Source organism: Acinetobacter endophylla, assembly GCF_053543775.1.
This window is the reverse complement of record NZ_JBLVOM010000029.1, coordinates 1-18,895: the sequence shown is the minus strand read 5'-3', so window position 1 is coordinate 18,895 and position 18,895 is coordinate 1. Positions and strand designations below refer to the sequence as shown.

Below are 18,895 nucleotides of genomic sequence, written 5' to 3'. Positions count from 1 at the left end.
CTTATTCTTGTAATTCTCGTTGTTGCATCTGTTCAATCTGATGACGAAAAGCTTCAACATCCTGAAAATCCTGATAGACCGAAGCGAAACGCACATAAGCAACATGATCCAGAGCAAATAAAGACTGCATCACGATTTCACCAATAGTACGAGATTTCACGTCACGCTCACCTAAACGACGAATCTGTAGCTGAATATCGCTCAGCACCGTTTCAATCTGCTCCTGGGTCACCGGGCGTTTTTGCAAGGCATGCATCAGGGAACGACGTAATTTGGCTTCATCGAAAGGTTCATTCTTGCCATCCGACTTGATGACGCGCGGCATCACCACTTCATAGCTTTCAAAGGTAGTGAAGCGTTCATTACAACTGACACATTCACGGCGACGACGAATCTGACAGCCTTCAGCTGCCAGGCGTGAATCAATCACTTTACTGTCTGCAGTATTGCAAAATGGGCAATGCATAGCGGTTTAATTGAACAAATCCAGATGGATTCCGAGTGTAGCAAAAATTACAAACTTTGTAGAGTTTTACGCAACATATAGAAAAAAAACAGCCCATTCGGGCTGTTTTACACTATATATTGATTATGGTGTATTTATTATTATTCGACACGTTCGCCATGTTGGCTTAAATCCAGACCCATACGCTCATCATCAGATGCCACACGGATTCCAATGATCAAGTCGATGACTTTCAGGATAATGAAGGTCATGATCGCAGAGTAAGCAATTGTCGCCAGTACACCTTCCACTTGCACCCAAAGCTGATGCATGACATTGGCAGGGGCATTGTCACCCATGATGAATTCGCTAGCAAAGAACGCGGTTAAAATCGCACCGACAATACCACCTACACCATGCAAGCCAAAAGCATCTAAAGAATCATCGGCTTTCAATACGCGTTTCAGTGCTGTAATCCCCCAGAAACACACCACACCACCGATCAGACCCATCGCCAATGCACCGCCTACAGTCACAAAACCTGCAGCTGGAGTAATGACCACCAGACCAGCAACTGCACCCGATACGCCGCCCAGTACAGAAGCTTTACCACGTGCCAGTTTTTCAGTGATTAACCAAGAAATGGCTGCTGCTGCCGCTGCGACTTGAGTCACGATCAAAGCATAGCCTGCAGAACCGTTGGCACCTAATGCAGAACCACCGTTGAAACCGAACCAGCCTACCCAGAGTAAAGATGCACCAATTACAGTAAGGGTCAGGTTATGTGGTGCCATAGATTCACGGCCCAAGCCCATACGTTTGCCCAGCATATACGCTGCTACCAGACCGGCAACACCCGAGTTGATATGTACAACCGTACCACCAGCAAAATCAAGCGCGCCGTCGTTACCTAACCAGCCACCACCCCATACCCAGTGGGTAATTGGTGCATAGACGATCACCACCCAAAGTGCGATAAAAGCAACGAAAGCACCAAATTTCATACGTTCTGCAATCGAACCGCTGATGATGGCAACCGTAATGATGGCAAAAGTCATTTGGAAAATCACAAACAGGATTTCAGGAATCGTGCCTGAAAGTGCCTCTGTGGTAATACCGGCCAACATGAACTTATCCAGGCCACCTATAAAGGCATTGCCTTCACCGAAAGCTAGGGTATAACCAATAATCACCCAAGCAATACTGACCACCGCCGCAGCAATAAAGCTATGTGCCATCGTCGCCAGAACGTTTTTCTTACGGACCATACCGCCATAAAATAGCGCCAAGCCAGGAATGGTCATGAGTAAGACTAGAGCGGTAGAGGTTAAAACCCAAGCGGTATCGCCGGTATCTAGAGTTGGTTCTTCTTCTGCAGGTGCTGCAGCTTCAACTGGCGCTGCTTCAGCAATTGCTGCTGTAGTGTCTGTTGTTGTATTTGTTGTATCGCCTGCTTCTTCAACAAGCACAATTTCTTCTGTCGGTGTTGTTGCTGTTGCAGCTTCTTCAGCCCATGCAACAGAACCACCAAAAAGAGCGCCGGCCATGCCGAACGCGAGTAGCATTTTTTTCATTCGTATCCCCCAACCAAGTTTTTGTGAGTTATTAGGTACTCAGCAAACTTCGTGCCAAGTTAGACAGCGTCTGCACCTGTTTCACCTGTACGAATACGGATGACTTGTTCTAAGTTAGTCACGAAAATTTTTCCGTCACCGATTTTTCCAGTGCTCGCCACACGAGTAATAGATTCAATCACCGCGTCTACCATTTCATCGCTAATCGCGATTTCAATTTTGACTTTCGGCAAGAAATCTACAACGTATTCAGCACCACGATAGAGTTCAGTGTGGCCTTTTTGACGACCAAAGCCTTTCACTTCAGTTACAGTGATGCCTTGAACACCAATTTCAGACAATGCTTCGCGAACATCATCTAATTTAAAAGGTTTTACAATTGCAGTTACGAGCTTCATGTTTGTTTTCCTTCGGCTTATTTCACCAGTAAGGTTTTACGTTCAAATTTCATGCCAAGATTCCTAAGGTCGGGGGAAGTTAGAAAGCCCGGCATGTGGTTTATTTATACCTTATTTTATACGGATAAAGGCTTTGAATCTTCAAAAAATAGACATTTTTTATGTGGATTTTTACAATATCTTTAATCGAATAAGTCTATATTTTGTCTGAAATACTATAGTCTGCATTTTAGCAATGCTAAACTGTCGGTTCCTTTCTACGGCGATGGATCAGACAATGATTGAAACTTTATTACAAGCAATTTTGCAGCAAGTCGAACAACCTAAGAAAGATTTGGAACATAATATCCGTGCCTTGTTAAATGAAGCTGTGGCGAAAATGGATTTGGTGTCTAAAGAAGAAATAGAACGTCAGCGTACTGCCCTAAATAATGCCAATCATCGCCTGAATGATTTGCTCAAACAGGTGGAAGCATTAGAAGAGAGAATTTCGAACAAAAAATAAGCACAACTACAGTGCATAAAAGACACCAGAACTATAAAAATAACGCACCAAATTGGAACAATAATAATGTCTTTTGCCAAAATTTATACGCGAGGCTTGCTGGGCCTGCATGCGCCTTTAATTGAAGTCGAAGTTCATGTCAGTTCGGGTATGCCTTCGCTCACTATAGTGGGGCTTCCCGAAGCGGCGGTACGTGAAAGTAAAGACCGGGTACGCTCTGCCATTTTGAATAGCGGCTTTCAATTTCCAACCAAACGTCTGACCATTAATCTGGCCCCTGCAGATCTGCCAAAAGATGGCTCACGTCTGGACTTACCGATTGCATTAGGGATTTTAGTGGCCTCTGGGCAGCTGCCTGAAAATTGCACCGAGCATCTTGAATTTATTGGAGAATTGGCCCTCGATGGTCAATTACGTCCTGTCAGCGGCACCTTAAGTATTGCCATTGCCTGTCAAAGTGACCAGCATCAACTGATTTTGCCTGGCCCCAATGCACAGGAAGACTGTCAGCTCCCAGACTTTAAAGTCTTTGCAGCCAATCATTTAAAAGAAGTGTGTGAACATCTTTCCCAAGCGCAGCGCTTACCGCAAATAGAAGCCAGTCCACTCAATACAGACCATTTTTATAAGTTTGATCTGGCGGATGTAAAAGGACAATTACGACCACGGCGTGGCTTGGAAATTGCTGCGGCAGGTGGTCATTCCCTGCTGTTTCGAGGCCCACCCGGAACAGGCAAGACCTTGCTGGCTTCTCGATTGGCCAGTATTTTGCCGCCCTTAAAGACGCAGGAAAATCTGGAAGTGGCGAGTATTTATTCGGTGGCGAATGCCAATCACCCTTTTGGACAACGGCCTTTTCGAGCACCACACCATACTGCTTCTGCGGTGGCACTGGTCGGTGGCGGCTCACACCCCAAGCCAGGAGAAATTACCTTGGCACATTTAGGGGTTTTATTTTTGGACGAGCTACCAGAATTCGACCGCAAAGTACTGGAAGTTCTGCGTCAGCCTTTGGAAGCAAAAGAAATCGTCATTTCCCGAGCGTCACGCCAAATTACCTTTCCAGCCAATTTTCAGCTGGTGGCTGCCATGAATCCCTGTCCCTGCGGTTATGCTTTTAATCAGGATATTCGCTGCCAATGTTCACCTGAAAGTATTAAACGCTATCAGAGCCGGATTTCAGGCCCTCTGCTGGATCGGATTGATTTGCATATCGATGTACCACCATTACAGGCGCATGAATTACAGGACAATCGGCCTACAGAAAACTCCGAAACGGTCAGACAACGGGTCATCGCTGCTTATGAAACCCAGATGCAACGACAAAATACCCTGAATATGAGTCTGAGCCCAAAGCAGTTAGAGCAATATGCCGCATTAGATCAGTCTGCACAGAAAATGATTGAATTGGCACAGCAAAAACTGAACTTATCAGCACGAGGGTATCATCGCGTTTTACGGGTTGCTCGAACCATTGCCGATTTAAATCATAGTCCAGATATTCAAAGTCAACATCTTAGTGAAGCCTTGTCTTATCGGGGGCAACAGCAAATTTAAGTCATTAAAAAAGGCGACTAATAAGTCGCCTTTTTTATCTAAATAGAATTAGAAGCTATAGCCAAGTCCAAATACCACTTTATTCTTTTGTTTTTCTTCAAAACGATCATAACCTCCAACCGTATAATTCATGCTTGCAGTCACACCTGTATCACCCAGTGGCTTGCTGAGACCTATATCGAAATGACGAAAACCGAAACTGTTTTCCGTACCTTCTATATCCCCATCTTTTGCATAGATATATAAGCCAAGTGCGGTATCCAGGCTAAAGTCTTTTGGCAGTGCGTAGCTATAGGTTCCTTTTAGATAAGTATCCCCTGCATTACCCCAATCAAGATCTTCAAGTAATGTTTGAGCAGTAACACCAAAATCTTTATAAGTCAGACCGAGCATGGTTTCAAAACCATTTGAACCGGTATTGCCAATATCATAATAGTAATAATAAGCTAAACCTGCTGTATAACCCCAATCCTCATTAATTGAACCGTTATAACCTGCATAAAAGTCATTTTCAAAGGCATTTGGCAAATCATCGCCATAGTCTAATGTTGATCCCCACCAGCCTGCATAGAAGCCTGATGCATGGTTGTAATCCAGCCCACCTTGCAAGGTCGCTCCGCTATTTTCAGGAGCATTGGTAATACCGCGCAAGTTATAGCTTGAAAGCACGCTGATATTTCCTGAAACCGTATGTTCAGCAGTAGGTTCCTCAGCAAAACTGAGAGTTGATGCGGCTCCTAGTACCGCGATTGATAATGTTTTTAATATAAATTTCATTCTTCGACTCCCCCAGATCGTCCTGAGACGTTTTTTATGGTCATTGATTAAACTCAAGTTCAAAATCTGCAAGAGCTATGCCAATCTGGATAAAAGCAATCAAAATAATAAATCTAAAAACACAAATAAAACTTAAGTAATTGTTTTTAATTAAAAAAATTAATTTTGAAAAACTGAACTATTTTGGCCTTTTCTTAAATAAAAGCATTCAAGCGTATTTATTCACTTTTTTAATACTTATACATAATTGTTTACAATTTGCCCCATTTTGATTCCATTTTTACAATGAATGAAATTTCTGCTGGAAAATAGTGCGTAATTTTTGATCATATTTTTCGCACGTTTCAAAATAAATAAGCTGATCACATTCATTTCACCACTTTAGAAATATCATTTATACTTTCCAATAAAATTATGTTTTTACTCAATTTTTACCGATAGGTTAGAAATTAATCACCTCAAATCCTTGCTATTGTTTAATTTGAGTTAAAAAAATCTAAACTTTAGTGGAATATATCCAATAAAAAATGACATTTTTTCAGCAATTCTTATACAATTCCTAAAAAATTCCGATCAATTTGTATAAGGCTCTCTTCCCAATGCAAAATTCAAAAAAATTAACATTAGCAGTTTTGATTCAGGCTGCTTTGGTTTCTACCGCTTTCGCTAGCGAGCAAAGCGAATCGAAAGGTTTTGTAGAAGACGCAGAAGGTTCTGTACTTTTCCGTACCGGCTATTTGCACCGCGATAAAACAAACTATAACGACAATCAAACCGGTGCACGTGAAGTTGTTAATGATACAAGTTCAGCTGCTCAGACTGCGATCGTTAAATTAGACTCTGGTTTTACCAAAGGTGTAGTCGGCTTTGGTGCCGGTATTATCGGTGATGCATCTTTCAAATTGGGTGAAAATGCACATGCCGGTAATGACATGATTCCTCAACATCCGGATGGTTCAGCTTATGATCATTGGGCACGTGGCGGCGCATATGTAAAAGCACGTGTTTCAAACACGACTGCTACTTATGGTACTCAGGTTTTAGACTTACCTGTACTTGCAAGCAATACTGCGCGTTTAGTACCTGAATACTTTACAGGTGTATTGGTTGAAAGTAATGAAATCGAAAACTTAAGCCTCGTTGCTGGTAAATTTACTGAAAACCAGCGTTCAAGCCAGATCAAATCTGATGGTAATGAATTGGATCGCGCAATAGTTTGGGGTGCAAAATACAAATTTAATGATGCAGTGAATGCTTCTTACTATGGTACAGACATTAAAGACCGCCTAGAGCGTCATTATGTTAATGCAAACTATAGTTATGCATTGGCGAATGGTAGTACTTTAACTCATGACTTTAGTGGCTATCATACTGATTGGGATAAAAAGTCAGATGGTGGTGCATACACTTATTCGCATACCACAAATGATCTAAATAAGTTAAGCAACAATATTTGGGCAATTTCTACGACCTATAATAAAGGCCCACACAATGTCATGCTAGCTTACCAACAAAATACAGGTAATACAGGTTATGACTATGGTTTAGGTCAAGGTGTAGGTGATGGTCATCAAACCATTTATATGCCGAACTCATACCTGTCTGACTTCATTGGTAATGATGAAAAATCAGCACAGCTTCAATACACTTACGATTTCAGTGCAATGAATGTTCCTGGCCTATCTTGGACTTCTGCATTTGTATATGGTTGGGATATTGATGTTGCTAATCAAAATGATCGCTCTCAATTAATCACTGGTGATGCTCAAGAACGTGAGTTCTTTAACCAGGTAAAATATACGGTTCAATCTGGTTTTGCCAAAGATAGCAGCTTACGTGTTCGTCACTCTTACCTACGTGCTAGCGATAACTACCAAGCTGGCAACTACATTGGTGACACTAATGAATGGCGTATCTGGTTAGATATTCCTGTGAAATTATTCTAATTCACACGAATTTCAAGCAATAAAAAAAACCTGCACATTGTGCAGGTTTTTTTTATTGCAGGCTTTAAAAAGTTAAAACCTGGACAACAAAAAGCAATTATTTGTTTGCTTCTGCATAAGCAGCAATTGAGTCCAGTACTTCTTGCTTCGCAACATCAGCACCTTCCCAACCACTGAGCTTGACCCATTTTCCTGGCTCTAAATCTTTGTAGTGCTGGAAGAAATGTTCGATCTGGCTAATCAACAATGGAGGAAGATCAGTATATTCCTGAACATCTTTGTAGATTGGAGTCAGTTTGTCATGTGGAACTGCAACCAGTTTCGCATCAACACCACCGTCATCTTCCATGTTCAATTTACCGACAGGACGGCAACGAATCACAGAACCTGGCTCTACTGGATGAGGCGTTACAACCAGTACGTCTAATGGATCACCATCAAGCGATAGTGTGTTTGGTACATAACCGTAGTTTGCTGGGTAGAACATTGCTGTACCCATGAAACGGTCTACAAATAACGCATCAGAATCTTTATCGATTTCGTATTTGATTGGTGCTGCATTTGCAGGAATTTCGATGATCACATAGATATCGTTTGGCGCATCTTTACCCGCTGGGATATTGCTGTAGCTCATAGCATCACTCTTTAACAAGTTATATCTTTTAAAAAACCGCGACAATTATAACGGTTTTTAAAGATTTTTTTGGATTTTAAAATATCGAACTGTAAATATGTCCGCAGACTTGATGACTTAAACCAACTTGATGATCAGCAGCAATAAAGCCACCGGACATAACATCGAGAGTAACCATACGATGGAGCGTAAAGTCGCCCAGTTGGCCAAATAGCAGATTCCGTACAACACACGAAAAACCAGATAAGCCACACCAAAAGTCATCACTACACTTTGCGGTACTACCATATATTCCGCCATTAAAATAGCAGCAATAAAGAGTGGTAAACTTTCAAAGCTGTTCTGCTGGGCAGCATTGGCGCGACTGGCCAGTCCTGAAGACTTTTCTAAAAATGCCCGTGGGTTCTGATTGTCTTTGCTGCTGAAGCCTGCTGATTTTTTTGCAATCAATGTAAACACATAAGGCAAAAGACAAGCGGCCAAAATGAGATAAATAACCCCACTAATGCTGTGCATCTGTTTTTTCTCATGAAAATTTTATCTCTATCATAGCATGGCATTTCGTGAATAAATTTTGTTAAATAGAGTGCTTTTTATTACTTGTTAAGGATTCACTATGGTCGCACCTGATCAAAATGAAATGTTCGATGTCCTCGAGAAACAACGCCAGCATCAACGTCAAGTGGATCGCGTATTAAAAATTGTCCTACCGATCGTGGCATTTTTAATGGCCGTCATTTGTGCCAATATGAATATCTGGTCGCCAATCTTCACCTTTGCCATTTTATGGATTGCCTTTTATTTCGTAGGTATCAAGCGTACGCCTCTCTGGCACTGGCTGGTCGCGATTCTGGTTTATTGTGTGATCGATAACATTCTAAGTTATGGCAGCTTTAATCAAACCGGATTTACCCGTCAGTTTGGCACCATGTTTATCTTCTTGGGGGTGGTTGGCGTAGGCCGTCCGTATTTTGACCGCTGGTTAATGAAAAAATAAAAAGCCTAAATCAAAAAAAGCGCCTAACGGCGCTTTTTTTCTTTGAGGTATTAGGCTGTTTTACGCAGATCTTTACGCAGGATTTTACCTACGTTTGATTTTGGCAATTCATCCATAAACTCGACATAACGTGGACGTTTATAACCGGTCAGGTTTTCTTTAGCAAATGCTAAAACTTCTTCTGTGGTTAAAGATGGATCTTTTTTCACGACAAACAATTTTGGTACTTCACCTGATTTTTCATCTGGCACACCAATCGCGGCCACTTCCAGTACTTTTGGATGAGTTGCTACAACTTCTTCAATCTCAGATGGATAGACGTTAAAACCAGACACTAGAATCATGTCTTTCTTACGGTCTACGATTTTCACATAACCACGTGAATCCATGACACCGATATCACCGGTACGGAAGAAGCCGTTCACCATGACTTTTTCAGTTTCATCTGGACGGTTCCAGTAGCCTTTCATGACCTGAGGACCACGAATTGAAATTTCACCTTGCTCACCCAGTGGAACTTCATTGCCTTCATCATCCAGAATAGCCACTTCAGTCAATGGCAATGGAATGCCAATAGTGCCGCTGAATTCTTCAGACGCAGGTGGGTTTGCTGTTGCAACCGGAGAAGTTTCAGACAAGCCATAACCTTCAACGATATTGGTTCCAGTGACTTTCTTCCATGCTGCTGCAGTAGAAGGAAGTACGGCCATACCGCCGCCCATCGCCATTTTCAGTTTGCTATGATCAAGTTGCTTGAACTCTTCATTGTTTACCAACGCATTGAACAGCGTGTTTACTGCCGGGAAGAAAGTCGGTTGATATTTACGTAGTTCTTTCATCACCGCAGGTAAATCACGCGGGTTTGGAATCAGAACGTTCGCCTGACCTTTGTACATACCGTAAAGTGCGCATACCATGAATGCAAAGATATGATAAAGCGGCAAAGCACAGAAAATACGGTCATCTGGCTGACCATCTTGCGCACCAAATTTACTCTGGAAGATCCCGTCACACTGCAACATGTTCGCAACTAGGTTACGATGTGTCAGTTCAGCACCTTTAGATACACCCGTCGTACCACCTGTGTACTGAAGAACTGCTGTATCGCTAAGGGTCAATTCAGGGCGTTTATAGTTGCTTGGATTAACTTTAGATAACGCCGTATTAAATCTCACATGGCCTGGAATATCCCAAGCTGGAATTTGCTTGCGTACAGAACGCAATACAAAATTTACCAGTGTTCCTTTCAAGGCACCCAGCATGTCACCGACAGAAGCTACTACGACATGCTTCACTGGTGTTTTACCAATAATTGCTTGATAAACAGAAGCAAAGTTCTCAATAATCACCAGCACTTCAGCGCCAGAGTCATTCAATTGATGCTCAAGTTCACGCGATGTGTAGAGTGGATTCACGTTGACCAGTACCAAACCTGCGCGGAACACCCCAAGTGCCACAACCGGATACTGAAGAACGTTTGGCATCATCACTGCCACACGTGAACCTTTTGCCAACCCCAAGCTTTGTAGATAAGTTGCAAACTTACGGCTCGCCTCTTCCAGTTCATTGAAAGTCATGGCCTTATCCATAAAGATAAAGGCATCACGCGAGCCGAATTTTTGGAAATTACGCTCAAAAACATCTACTAGAGAAGTATTTTCTGCTGGTAATTCTACTGTTTCTGGAATCCCTGTTTTTTGGTATTCAGCAAACCAAATTTTTTCCATAATGGCCATCTCTCCAATCATAATCCTTAGTATTTCAACTGTTTTTTTCAATATCACACGCCATTTTTAGACTTGTATATGTGCAATATTGCATCCATCTTGTTGAATCGTTGTTCATATATAACGTATTTCACAGGATGGATGCTAGTCTTATCTTTGAATCAACAGTTTATTTGCTTTTTGATATCCGCGTGGTAAAAGCTGTCCTTTCGCACCGCGCTTGCCGATATATTTGCGCAAATCATCCCCTTTTAATTTTAACTGCTGTTGTCCTGCAAGCACTTGAATTATTTCATCAAGCTTGAATATTGTCATGGACAAAATTTGATCACACCCTTCAAGTTGTATCAATTTATTTCCTTTACCTTTGTTCAATACAGGTAATTCTGCTAAATCAACAATCAACAGGCGTCCTGCTGAACTGAGCAGTGCAACATGCGTGGCATCATCGAGTGGCTGCAGGTTCATGACCTCTGCCCCTTCAGATAAATTCAGGAAAGCTTTCCCGGCTTTGGCACTGGTATCCAGCTGCTTGGCCTGGGTTTTAAAGCCATAGCCTTTGTTGCTTGCTGCTAGAATTTCAGTTTCATCCTCTGCCACCAGAACCTGTTTAAAACCTACCCCACTGCCAGGAGACAGTTTTGAACTGAGCGGTTCGCCGAGACCACGCGCAGATGGTAGCGTATTGATGGCCAAGGCATAGCTACGCCCAGTGTCATCTAATACATAAACGCGTTGGTTGGATTTGCCCTGTGCATGACTCAAGTAGTGATCACCGGCACGGAAATTCAGATTTTCTGCATCGACTTCATGACCTTTGGCACAGCGAATCCAGCCAGCTTCTGATAACACCACTGTTACAGGATCGGCCGGCAACATTTCATTTTCATTAATTGCCGCCGCTTCAGCGCGCTGCACGATTGGCGAACGGCGATCATCACCAAATTTCTTGGCATCGTCTTTCAGTTCAGAAATGATCAGGCTTTTTAAAGATTCTGGATTGGCCAGTTGTTCACGAATTACTGCCGCTTTTGCTTCCAGTTCTTCCTGCTCACGGCGCATTTCCATTTCTTCAAGCTTGGCTAAATGACGCAATTTCAGTTCCAGAATTGCTTCGGCCTGAATTTCGTCAATATTAAAACGCTGCATCAGTACCGGCTTGGGCTGATCTTCTTCACGAATAATCTGAATCACTTCATCAATATTCAGATAAGCAATGATCAGACCACCGAGAATATGCAGACGTTTTTCGATCTTATTCAGATGATATTGCAGACGGCGCGTTACCGTGGTTTTACGAATCTCGATCCATTCCAGCAAAATACGACGAATCGATTTTACCTGTGGACGACCATCCGCACCAATCATGTTCATGTTGACGCGGTAGCTCGATTCCAGATCGGTCGTAGCAAACAAGTGACTCATCACCGATTCGGCATCGATACGATTCGAACGCAGGACAATGACCAAACGGGTTGGATTGGCATGATCCGATTCATCCCTTACATCGCTGACCAGTGGTAATTTTTTGGCCTGCATCTGATCGGCAATCTGGGTGATGATTTTGGAACCTGACACCTGATAAGGCAGTTCGGTAATGATAATTTCGTTTTTATCGACGCTATAGACCGCACGCATGCGGTAGCTGCCACGACCTGTGGTTTGAATCTTTAACAGTTCAGCAGGCGGCGTGATAATTTCGGCTTTGGTCGGCAAATCGGGCGCAGGAATATATTCTGCAATTTTTTCATCGGTCAGGTTCGGATTACGAATCAGCGCAATGGTACCTTTGACCACTTCACGCAGGTTATGCGGTGGAATGTCAGTGGCCATACCGACTGCAATGCCAGTGGTCCCATTCAGCAAGATATTCGGTACACGTGCCGGCAAGTTCACCGGTTCTTTCATGGAACCGTCAAAGTTGTCCTGCCATTCACAGGTGCCTTGTCCCAGTTCAGACAGTAATAGTTCACTGTACTGGGAAAGCTTGGCTTCGGTATAACGCATCGCTGCGAAAGACTTTGGATCATCTGGTGAACCCCAGTTGCCCTGCCCTTCAATAAACGGGTAACGATAACTAAAGGGCTGTGCCATCAGCACCATGGCTTCATAGCAGGCCGAGTCACCATGCGGATGGTATTTACCCAGTACGTCACCGACTGTACGTGCCGATTTCTTTGGTTTGCTGGTCCATTTCAGGCCCAGCTCACTCATGGCATAGACAATCCGGCGCTGTACCGGTTTCAGGCCATCGCTAATATGAGGGAGTGCCCGATCCATAATCACGTACATGGCGTAATTCAGATAAGCTTGTTCGGTAAATTCTGCTACGGAGCGGTTTTCTGTCGCATGATGCGCAAGGCTTGTCATAACAACCTATAGTCCTAAATAATTCGTTTTTGTATCAATGTTTCTTATGCTAAGTCGTGGCTGTAGATGACACAAGGGCATCAAATCGTTCAGCGCGACAATTTGTGTCTTATGGCCTAAAAATATCCACTTTATAGGCCCTAAGCAACTAAAAAATCATTCCCTTTATAAGCCCATCGATTCGAGGGTCTTGCCTTTGGTTTCTTCACCCAAGACCAGAATCACAATCGCGACAGCGACCAGAACTGCCGTAAACATGGTAAAGACATAGCTAAAGCCATTCGGCATACCCATCAGATGGGTTACGGCAAAAGGTGCCGCGATACCGCCAATCCGGCCTACGGCGCCAGCCCAGCCTGAACCAAAGGCACGGATATTGGTCGGATATTGTTCCGGGGTATAGGTATAAAGCACACCCCAGGCACCCAGATTAAAGAAGGACATCAGACAGCCCCAGATCACAATTTCGGTGACACTGCCCGACTGGCCAAAGAAATATGCCGAGATGGCACACATGCCGATGAAACCTGCCAAGGTCGGTTTACGACCGAGTTTTTCGACCAGCCATGCTGCCACCAGATAACCGGGCAACTGCGCTAAAATCATAATCAGCACGTATTCAAAGGACTGGACGATGCTATAGCCTTCTTTGACCAGCAAACTTGGCAACCAAGTAAAGATGCCATAATAAGAAAATATAATACCGAACCAGATCAGCCAGAGCATGAGCGTACGGCGCGCAAAGATACCCGACCATAGCTGGGAAAATGAAATATGCTGCTTCTCTGCGACTGGTTTCACTTCAAAAATTTCATAGACTTGAACGCCACATTGACGCTCAATCTTTTTGACCAGTGCCGAGGCTTCTTCTATACGGCCACGGTTAATCAGGAAAGGAATCGATTCCGGCACCATTTTCCAGATCACAATCGCATAGAGTGCCGGCAAGCCACCGATCAGGAAGGCAGTTTGCCAGCCAAAATCAGGAATGACAAAACGAGATACCAAGGCAGCAACTAACCAGCCCAGTCCCCAGAAGCTTTCCAGCAACACAATAAAACGGCCACGCACATGCGCAGGAATATATTCGCTGACCAGCGTCACCGCTACGGGCAACTGCCCACCCAGACCCAACCCGACGATAAAACGGAATACCAGCAGCCAGGTCAGATTCGGTGCAAAAGCACAAGCTGCCGTGGCCAGACTGTAAATGACCAGCGTTGCAGCAAAGACTGTTTTACGCCCAAACCGGTCGGCCAGACCACCTGAACAAATCGCCCCGATTGCCATGCCAACAAAACCGATGGATACCACCCAGCTTTTCTGATCGGCAGTCATCTGCCAGTCTTCAGCCATTTTTGCCAGGATAAAGGAAATCAATCCGGTATCCATGGCATCAAACATCCAGCCCAGTCCAATCACCACCAGCAAGGTATAGTGAAACCTACAAATTGGTAAGCGTTGTATGCGAGAAACTAAATCCATAACAAAAATCTCTGATCAGGTGGAACGGGAGATGCTGCTTTCTCAACAGGTGGGCTGCTTTATACTTTTTATACTACGAATTGAGCTGAATGCGGCTATTTTTATTGCCGCACTTCATACATTTAAAAATCAAGATTCGTCTTTGGAGGATGCCGAGTGTTCATCATCATCTTTATAAATGAATTTTGGCATTTCCAGACCAAAATAGATGGCGATCAAACGTAAGCTAAAACCAAAAATCAGGGTAGACAGAATGGTCAGATCCTGCGACAAGCCGTAGTGACTACATAACCAGTAAAAAATCACTGAAACAAAGGCAATACTGGCATACAGTTCACGGCGGAACACCAGCGGTACGTCATTACATAAAATATCACGCAAAATCCCGCCAGACACACCGGTCAAGACACCCGCAACGGCGCTGACCACAAAACCATGTCCCATTTCCAGGGCAATCTGACAGCCAATAATGGTAAAGCCAATGAGCCCCAAGGCATCCAGTACCAGGAAGACATTACGTAACTGTCGCATCCATTTGGCAATCAGGATGGTGACGAAGGCGGCGCAACAGGTCAGCACCAGATATTCGGGATGTTTGACCCAAGTCAAGGGATAATGTCCGAGCAGAACATCACGGACCGAACCACCGCCCAGTGCCGTGACACAGGCAATAATCATCACGCCAAACCAGTCCATGCTGCGCCGGCCAGCGGACAGTGCCCCGGTCATGGCTTCAGCGGTAATTGCAATAATATAGATGACGGTCAGTAACATCGCCCTGCTTCCACCTGAGGCTATGAGATGGCGGCTATTCTAAGCTAAATCTGTGTGAAAGTTATAAGAATCCGGCACAACATTGCTTAAATTTTTTCCCCGAACCACAAATGCAGGCCTGTTTCATGGTGATGGTCTGGTTTGTAGTCGGATCCAGAAAATACCAGCGACCTTCAAACTTCACAAAATGCGAAGCTTCATGATGAACCTGTGCCTGCTTGCCATCATGATAATGTGCCTTAAACTCGACCAAGGCATGATTTTTATCTAGTTTTTCATTGATTTGAACAAGTTCAAGTTTTAACCACTGATTGGCTTTACTCCATTCACTAATTGCCTGCAGGTCCAGCGCCTGTTGCTGACCCAGCGCAGTCGTGGTTTTAATGTAATCGATTTCATGCTTGGCAAAGGCACTGTAACGGGAACGCATGAGTTGCTGTGCAGTCTCTGCGACCTTTTGCTCTGCATGCAGTGGCTGACAACAGCTGTGATATTCGCCTTGTCCACATGGACATGCTTCTGACATTTCAGTTCCATAAAAATAGCCCGACAATGCGGGCTATTTTAGCAAACTTTACAGGCCAAACATTGGCTAGAGTCTAGTCCTGTGCAGGAAGCTGCGGAATGATATGCACTTTGTCGATCTTATGACCGTCCATCGTCACGACCTCAAAGATATGCCCGTCTGCTTCAAACTTTTCACCACTATGCGGTAAACGTGCCATATGGAACAATACATAACCAGATAAAGTTGAATATTCTTCGGTTTCATTGACCAGATCACGATCCAGCAATAAGGAAACGTGACGAATATCGGTAGAACCATCCAGAATCAGGCTACCATCTTCCAGGCTTTCTGCGGCGGCTTGCAGCTCATCTTCATCCGGGAATTCACCAGCAATCGCTTCCAGTACATCAATTGGGGTGGCAATCCCTTCAATCGAACCATATTCATTCAGGACAATCGCCATCTGCAATGGAGCCTGACGCAATTGCTCCATCACCATCAGTACCTGGGCATTTTCATGCACGATGACTGGCTCACGTAAATGCTTTTCAAAATCCAGCACCCCGGTTTCAATGTATTCGTTGAGGACTTTATGGGTCAGTACCACACCGGCAATATTATCCAGTTCACCCCGGGCGATAATCAGACGCGAGTGGCTCATCTGCAATAACTGTTCTTTGATACTGTCAGCATCATTGTCCAGATCAATCCATTCTAGCTCAGGACGCGGTGTCATCACTGATTTGACCGGACGTTCAGACAGACCCAGTACGCCCTGTACCATGACACTATGATAGATGCCATTGTCATCATTAAAGACTTCATCAGCAAAGGCACGTGTCGCCAGAACATCTTCCGGCTCAGAAGAATCATTGTCCTGAGCAGGTTTGCCGCCGAGCATGCGCATCACTGCTGAAGCAGTACGGTAGCGCATGTCGGTGGTGGTCACCATTTTTTCCTGATTGCGTTTCATGGTCTGGTTAATAAATTCGACAATCACCGAGAAGCCAATTGCAGCATACAGGTAACCTTTCGGAATATGGAAACCGAAGCCTTCGACCACCAGCGAGAAGCCGATCATCATCAGGAAGCCCAGACACAGAATCACCACGGTCGGATGTCTGTTGACGAAATCCATCAGAGCTTTGGATGCCCAGAGCATAATCCCGATGGCAATAATCACGGCAATCATCATCACTGACAGGTCTTTGACCATACCAACCGCAGTAATCACGCTGTCTAATGAGAATACGGCGTCCAGCACCACGATCTGGACAATCACCATCCAGAATACCGCATGGACCGGATTTTCTTCTTTGATGACGGGTTTGGCTTCCAGACGCTCATGCAGTTCCATGGTGCCTTTAAACAGCAGGAACACCCCACCAAACAATAGAATCAGATCGCGGCCCGAGAAAGCATGATCAAAGATGTGGAATAGTGGATCAGTGAGGGTCACTACCCAGGCAATCGAGGCCAGTAAGATCAAACGCATCAGCAGGGCCAGCATCAAGCCGACAATCCGCGCCGTATTACGTTGTTCTGGTGGCAGTTTCTCCGCCAAAATAGCAATGAAAACCAGATTGTCGATCCCGAGTACAATCTCAAGAACAATCAACGTGAGTAAACCGACCCAGGCTGAAGGGTCTGACATCCATTCAAAGATCATACGCTTGGCTCCTGAAGCTCAGGACTGCAGCATGGAATCACCTGACGCTGTGACACAGCAAAACAGAATTTTTTATATTGAATAAGATCAATTTTTTGGCGTAGATTTATAAAGTTAAACGGCCAACTACCACTACCCATCGTCGTTCTATTGTTGTGAAACCAATTTTTAGTATAGCAAGATCAAATCGAAATTCACCCTTTTTCATGGCTGTTTATCGATGAATTTTGCCTGGCTGTAATGCAGTGAAAATGCAGCTGCTCACAGAATTGTCATATTTATTAATTAAGCTAGAGTCACAAGAAAGAAAAATGATAAGGTGAAGAAAATAAATGCAAAGCGTAATTCAAATGACAGATTATTTTAAAGACAACTCCCCAAAAACAACTCGCCCTCTAGTGGCACTCTATTGTGGTTCACGTGCAGGCAACAAACCGGTTTATTTAGAAAAAGCCATTCATCTCTCGCAAGGACTGGCAGAACATGGTTTCGGACTGGTCTATGGTGGCGCCAGTATCGGCCTGATGGGACAGGTCGCGGATGCCATGATCCAGCACGGCGGTGAAGCCGTTGGGGTGATTCCCGAATTTATGCTGGATTATGAAATTGCCCATAACCAGCTCACTGAATTACATGTGGTGACCAGCATGCATCAACGCAAGGCTATGATGGCTGAGCGGGCCTGTGCCTTTGTAGCACTACCGGGTGGACTGGGCACGTTTGAGGAAATTCTGGAAATTGCCACCTGGGGGCAGCTGAACCAGCACCAGAAACCGATGATGCTGTATAACGTGAATGGTTTCTATGATGCCTTGATTGCACAGCTGGACCGTGCGGTCGAAGATGGTTTTTTACCGCCACAGCATCGCGCCAAACTGATCATTTGCGAACACGAAGAAGAAATTTATACAACTTTAACCAATTTAGGCCATCCGCAAAGATTTGTGGTTTAAACCGTTCCAATTAAGAAAAAAGCGAGCACCTGGCTCACTGCTGTCCCATAGTTTGATTTAAATAAAAAACCTGAGTCCAAATCGTTAAAATATGAGTGCAAACAAACACTTTAACGACCAGGATTCAGGTTTTGTCACATCAGAATACCGTATTTCATCAGCTTATTAAACCCGTCGTGCGACAGGATTTTGAGCAACTTGCTAAAGTACACCATGTTGGACAGAAATTTAGAGCGGCTTCAAGATGGGATCAGTTTATTGCCATCTTGATGTCTCAACTTTCCTGCAGGCAAAGTCTGAGAGATATTCAATCCAATCTGGAGTGCCAACAGGACAAACTGAGTCATTTCGGAGCAAAGTCTATTCCCCGAAGTACACTGGCACGAATCAATGAGCAGCAGCCTGCTGCCTTGTATCAACAGCTCTTTTACAAGTTGCTTAAATACTATGAACACTCAAAAGTAGCCCATAAATTTCGCTTTAAGAATCCATTATATTCCCTGGATGCCAGTCATATTGACCTGTCGCTTTCCTTATGTGAATGGGCCAAAGTTCACGACTCAAAAGCCAGCATGA

The 18,895-nt window shown here is 44.1% G+C and carries 18 protein-coding genes; 6 read left to right on the top strand and 12 right to left on the bottom strand.

The window, feature by feature from the left end; all coding sequences use genetic code 11:
* Position 1 precedes the first annotated feature (1 nt).
* From nrdR to glnK, 3 genes are all read right to left on the bottom strand, one after another.
* On the bottom strand, positions 2-466 hold the full coding sequence (gene nrdR / locus ACNPNW_RS03505; protein ID WP_004281044.1) for a transcriptional regulator NrdR: 465 nt from the start codon (positions 464-466) through the stop codon (positions 2-4).
* 140 nt (positions 467-606) lie between these two features.
* Entirely contained in the window at positions 607-2,019 is a 1,413-nt protein-coding gene (locus tag ACNPNW_RS03500) for an ammonium transporter (RefSeq protein WP_004644905.1), read from the bottom strand.
* A gap of 59 nt (positions 2,020-2,078) precedes the next feature.
* Positions 2,079-2,417: a P-II family nitrogen regulator gene (glnK, locus tag ACNPNW_RS03495; RefSeq protein WP_004281042.1), complete on the bottom strand. Its 339-nt coding sequence runs from the start codon at positions 2,415-2,417 to the stop codon at positions 2,079-2,081.
* A gap of 277 nt (positions 2,418-2,694) precedes the next feature.
* On the opposite strand from glnK, the gene ACNPNW_RS03490 reads away from it, so the two are divergent.
* Both ACNPNW_RS03490 and ACNPNW_RS03485 read left to right on the top strand, forming a co-directional pair.
* Positions 2,695-2,922, top strand: coding sequence for an accessory factor UbiK family protein (locus ACNPNW_RS03490; protein ID WP_004732524.1), 228 nt, complete (start codon positions 2,695-2,697; stop codon positions 2,920-2,922).
* A gap of 66 nt (positions 2,923-2,988) precedes the next feature.
* On the top strand, positions 2,989-4,479 hold the full coding sequence (locus ACNPNW_RS03485; protein ID WP_448766532.1) for a YifB family Mg chelatase-like AAA ATPase: 1,491 nt from the start codon (positions 2,989-2,991) through the stop codon (positions 4,477-4,479).
* A gap of 48 nt (positions 4,480-4,527) precedes the next feature.
* Here the strand turns inward: ACNPNW_RS03485 and ACNPNW_RS03480 are convergent, their stop codons facing one another.
* Positions 4,528-5,256, bottom strand: coding sequence for a TorF family putative porin (locus ACNPNW_RS03480; RefSeq protein ID WP_420937554.1), 729 nt, complete (start codon positions 5,254-5,256; stop codon positions 4,528-4,530).
* A gap of 599 nt (positions 5,257-5,855) precedes the next feature.
* Between ACNPNW_RS03480 and ACNPNW_RS03475 the strand changes: the two genes are divergently transcribed.
* Positions 5,856-7,202: an OprD family outer membrane porin gene (locus ACNPNW_RS03475; protein ID WP_004732534.1), complete on the top strand. Its 1,347-nt coding sequence runs from the start codon at positions 5,856-5,858 to the stop codon at positions 7,200-7,202.
* A 97-nt stretch (positions 7,203-7,299) separates the two neighbouring features.
* On the opposite strand, the gene ppa is transcribed toward ACNPNW_RS03475, so the two are convergent.
* The gene (ppa, locus tag ACNPNW_RS03470; protein ID WP_004281037.1) at positions 7,300-7,836 is read right to left on the bottom strand and encodes an inorganic diphosphatase; all 537 of its coding nucleotides are present in this window, start codon (positions 7,834-7,836) and stop codon (positions 7,300-7,302) included.
* Positions 7,837-7,953: 117 nt separating this feature from the next.
* On the bottom strand, positions 7,954-8,352 hold the full coding sequence (locus ACNPNW_RS03465) for an MAPEG family protein (protein WP_005108437.1): 399 nt from the start codon (positions 8,350-8,352) through the stop codon (positions 7,954-7,956).
* Between the two features lie 100 nt (positions 8,353-8,452).
* On the opposite strand from ACNPNW_RS03465, the gene ACNPNW_RS03460 reads away from it, so the two are divergent.
* Complete coding sequence (locus tag ACNPNW_RS03460; RefSeq protein ID WP_004732541.1) at positions 8,453-8,833, top strand: hypothetical protein; 381 nt, start codon at positions 8,453-8,455, stop codon at positions 8,831-8,833.
* 50 nt (positions 8,834-8,883) lie between these two features.
* On the opposite strand, the gene ACNPNW_RS03455 is transcribed toward ACNPNW_RS03460, so the two are convergent.
* The 6 genes from ACNPNW_RS03455 to ACNPNW_RS03430 all read right to left on the bottom strand — a co-directional run bounded on the left by ACNPNW_RS03455 (position 8,884) and on the right by ACNPNW_RS03430 (position 17,366).
* A complete protein-coding gene (locus tag ACNPNW_RS03455) occupies positions 8,884-10,560 on the bottom strand; it encodes an AMP-binding protein (RefSeq protein WP_216986393.1) in 1,677 nt (558 codons plus the stop codon).
* A 150-nt stretch (positions 10,561-10,710) separates the two neighbouring features.
* On the bottom strand, positions 10,711-12,930 hold the full coding sequence (gene parC, locus ACNPNW_RS03450; protein WP_448766531.1) for a DNA topoisomerase IV subunit A: 2,220 nt from the start codon (positions 12,928-12,930) through the stop codon (positions 10,711-10,713).
* 165 nt (positions 12,931-13,095) lie between these two features.
* On the bottom strand, positions 13,096-14,415 hold the full coding sequence (gene niaP, locus ACNPNW_RS03445) for a niacin transporter NiaP (protein ID WP_448766530.1): 1,320 nt from the start codon (positions 14,413-14,415) through the stop codon (positions 13,096-13,098).
* 129 nt (positions 14,416-14,544) lie between these two features.
* A complete protein-coding gene (locus tag ACNPNW_RS03440; RefSeq protein WP_004644893.1) occupies positions 14,545-15,189 on the bottom strand; it encodes a trimeric intracellular cation channel family protein in 645 nt (214 codons plus the stop codon).
* A gap of 61 nt (positions 15,190-15,250) precedes the next feature.
* Positions 15,251-15,715 carry a YchJ family protein gene (locus ACNPNW_RS03435; protein ID WP_253147161.1) on the bottom strand — a complete coding sequence of 155 codons (465 nt, stop codon included), beginning with the start codon at positions 15,713-15,715 and terminating at the stop codon, positions 15,251-15,253.
* A 73-nt stretch (positions 15,716-15,788) separates the two neighbouring features.
* Positions 15,789-17,366 (bottom strand): TerC family protein, encoded by a 1,578-nt coding sequence (locus ACNPNW_RS03430; RefSeq protein ID WP_448766529.1) that lies wholly within the window; start codon positions 17,364-17,366, stop codon positions 15,789-15,791.
* A 332-nt stretch (positions 17,367-17,698) separates the two neighbouring features.
* Between ACNPNW_RS03430 and ACNPNW_RS03425 the strand changes: the two genes are divergently transcribed.
* Both ACNPNW_RS03425 and ACNPNW_RS03420 read left to right on the top strand, forming a co-directional pair.
* Complete coding sequence (locus tag ACNPNW_RS03425; RefSeq protein WP_004732555.1) at positions 17,699-18,319, top strand: LOG family protein; 621 nt, start codon at positions 17,699-17,701, stop codon at positions 18,317-18,319.
* A 131-nt stretch (positions 18,320-18,450) separates the two neighbouring features.
* A partial coding sequence (locus ACNPNW_RS03420; protein ID WP_448766528.1) for a DUF4372 domain-containing protein occupies positions 18,451-18,895 on the top strand: 445 nt, incomplete at its 3' end.

Excerpts from the sequence above, each read along its gene's own strand:
- ACNPNW_RS03460 (WP_004732541.1), top strand. The coding sequence starts at position 8,453 with ATGGTCGCACCTGATCAAAATGAAATGTTCGATGTCCTCGAGAAACAA.
- nrdR (WP_004281044.1), bottom strand. The coding sequence starts at position 466 with ATGCATTGCCCATTTTGCAATACTGCAGACAGTAAAGTGATTGATTCA.
- ACNPNW_RS03425 (WP_004732555.1), top strand. The coding sequence starts at position 17,699 with ATGCAAAGCGTAATTCAAATGACAGATTATTTTAAAGACAACTCCCCA.
- ACNPNW_RS03465 (WP_005108437.1), bottom strand. The coding sequence starts at position 8,352 with ATGCACAGCATTAGTGGGGTTATTTATCTCATTTTGGCCGCTTGTCTT.
- ACNPNW_RS03500 (WP_004644905.1), bottom strand. The coding sequence starts at position 2,019 with ATGAAAAAAATGCTACTCGCGTTCGGCATGGCCGGCGCTCTTTTTGGT.
- ACNPNW_RS03455 (WP_216986393.1), bottom strand. The coding sequence starts at position 10,560 with ATGGAAAAAATTTGGTTTGCTGAATACCAAAAAACAGGGATTCCAGAA.
- ACNPNW_RS03480 (WP_420937554.1), bottom strand. The coding sequence starts at position 5,256 with ATGAAATTTATATTAAAAACATTATCAATCGCGGTACTAGGAGCCGCA.
- glnK (WP_004281042.1), bottom strand. The coding sequence starts at position 2,417 with ATGAAGCTCGTAACTGCAATTGTAAAACCTTTTAAATTAGATGATGTT.
- ACNPNW_RS03485 (WP_448766532.1), top strand. The coding sequence starts at position 2,989 with ATGTCTTTTGCCAAAATTTATACGCGAGGCTTGCTGGGCCTGCATGCG.
- parC (WP_448766531.1), bottom strand. The coding sequence starts at position 12,930 with ATGACAAGCCTTGCGCATCATGCGACAGAAAACCGCTCCGTAGCAGAA.
- ACNPNW_RS03430 (WP_448766529.1), bottom strand. The coding sequence starts at position 17,366 with ATGATCTTTGAATGGATGTCAGACCCTTCAGCCTGGGTCGGTTTACTC.
- ACNPNW_RS03440 (WP_004644893.1), bottom strand. The coding sequence starts at position 15,189 with ATGTTACTGACCGTCATCTATATTATTGCAATTACCGCTGAAGCCATG.
- niaP (WP_448766530.1), bottom strand. The coding sequence starts at position 14,415 with ATGGATTTAGTTTCTCGCATACAACGCTTACCAATTTGTAGGTTTCAC.
- ACNPNW_RS03475 (WP_004732534.1), top strand. The coding sequence starts at position 5,856 with ATGCAAAATTCAAAAAAATTAACATTAGCAGTTTTGATTCAGGCTGCT.
- ppa (WP_004281037.1), bottom strand. The coding sequence starts at position 7,836 with ATGAGCTACAGCAATATCCCAGCGGGTAAAGATGCGCCAAACGATATC.
- ACNPNW_RS03435 (WP_253147161.1), bottom strand. The coding sequence starts at position 15,715 with ATGTCAGAAGCATGTCCATGTGGACAAGGCGAATATCACAGCTGTTGT.
- ACNPNW_RS03490 (WP_004732524.1), top strand. The coding sequence starts at position 2,695 with ATGATTGAAACTTTATTACAAGCAATTTTGCAGCAAGTCGAACAACCT.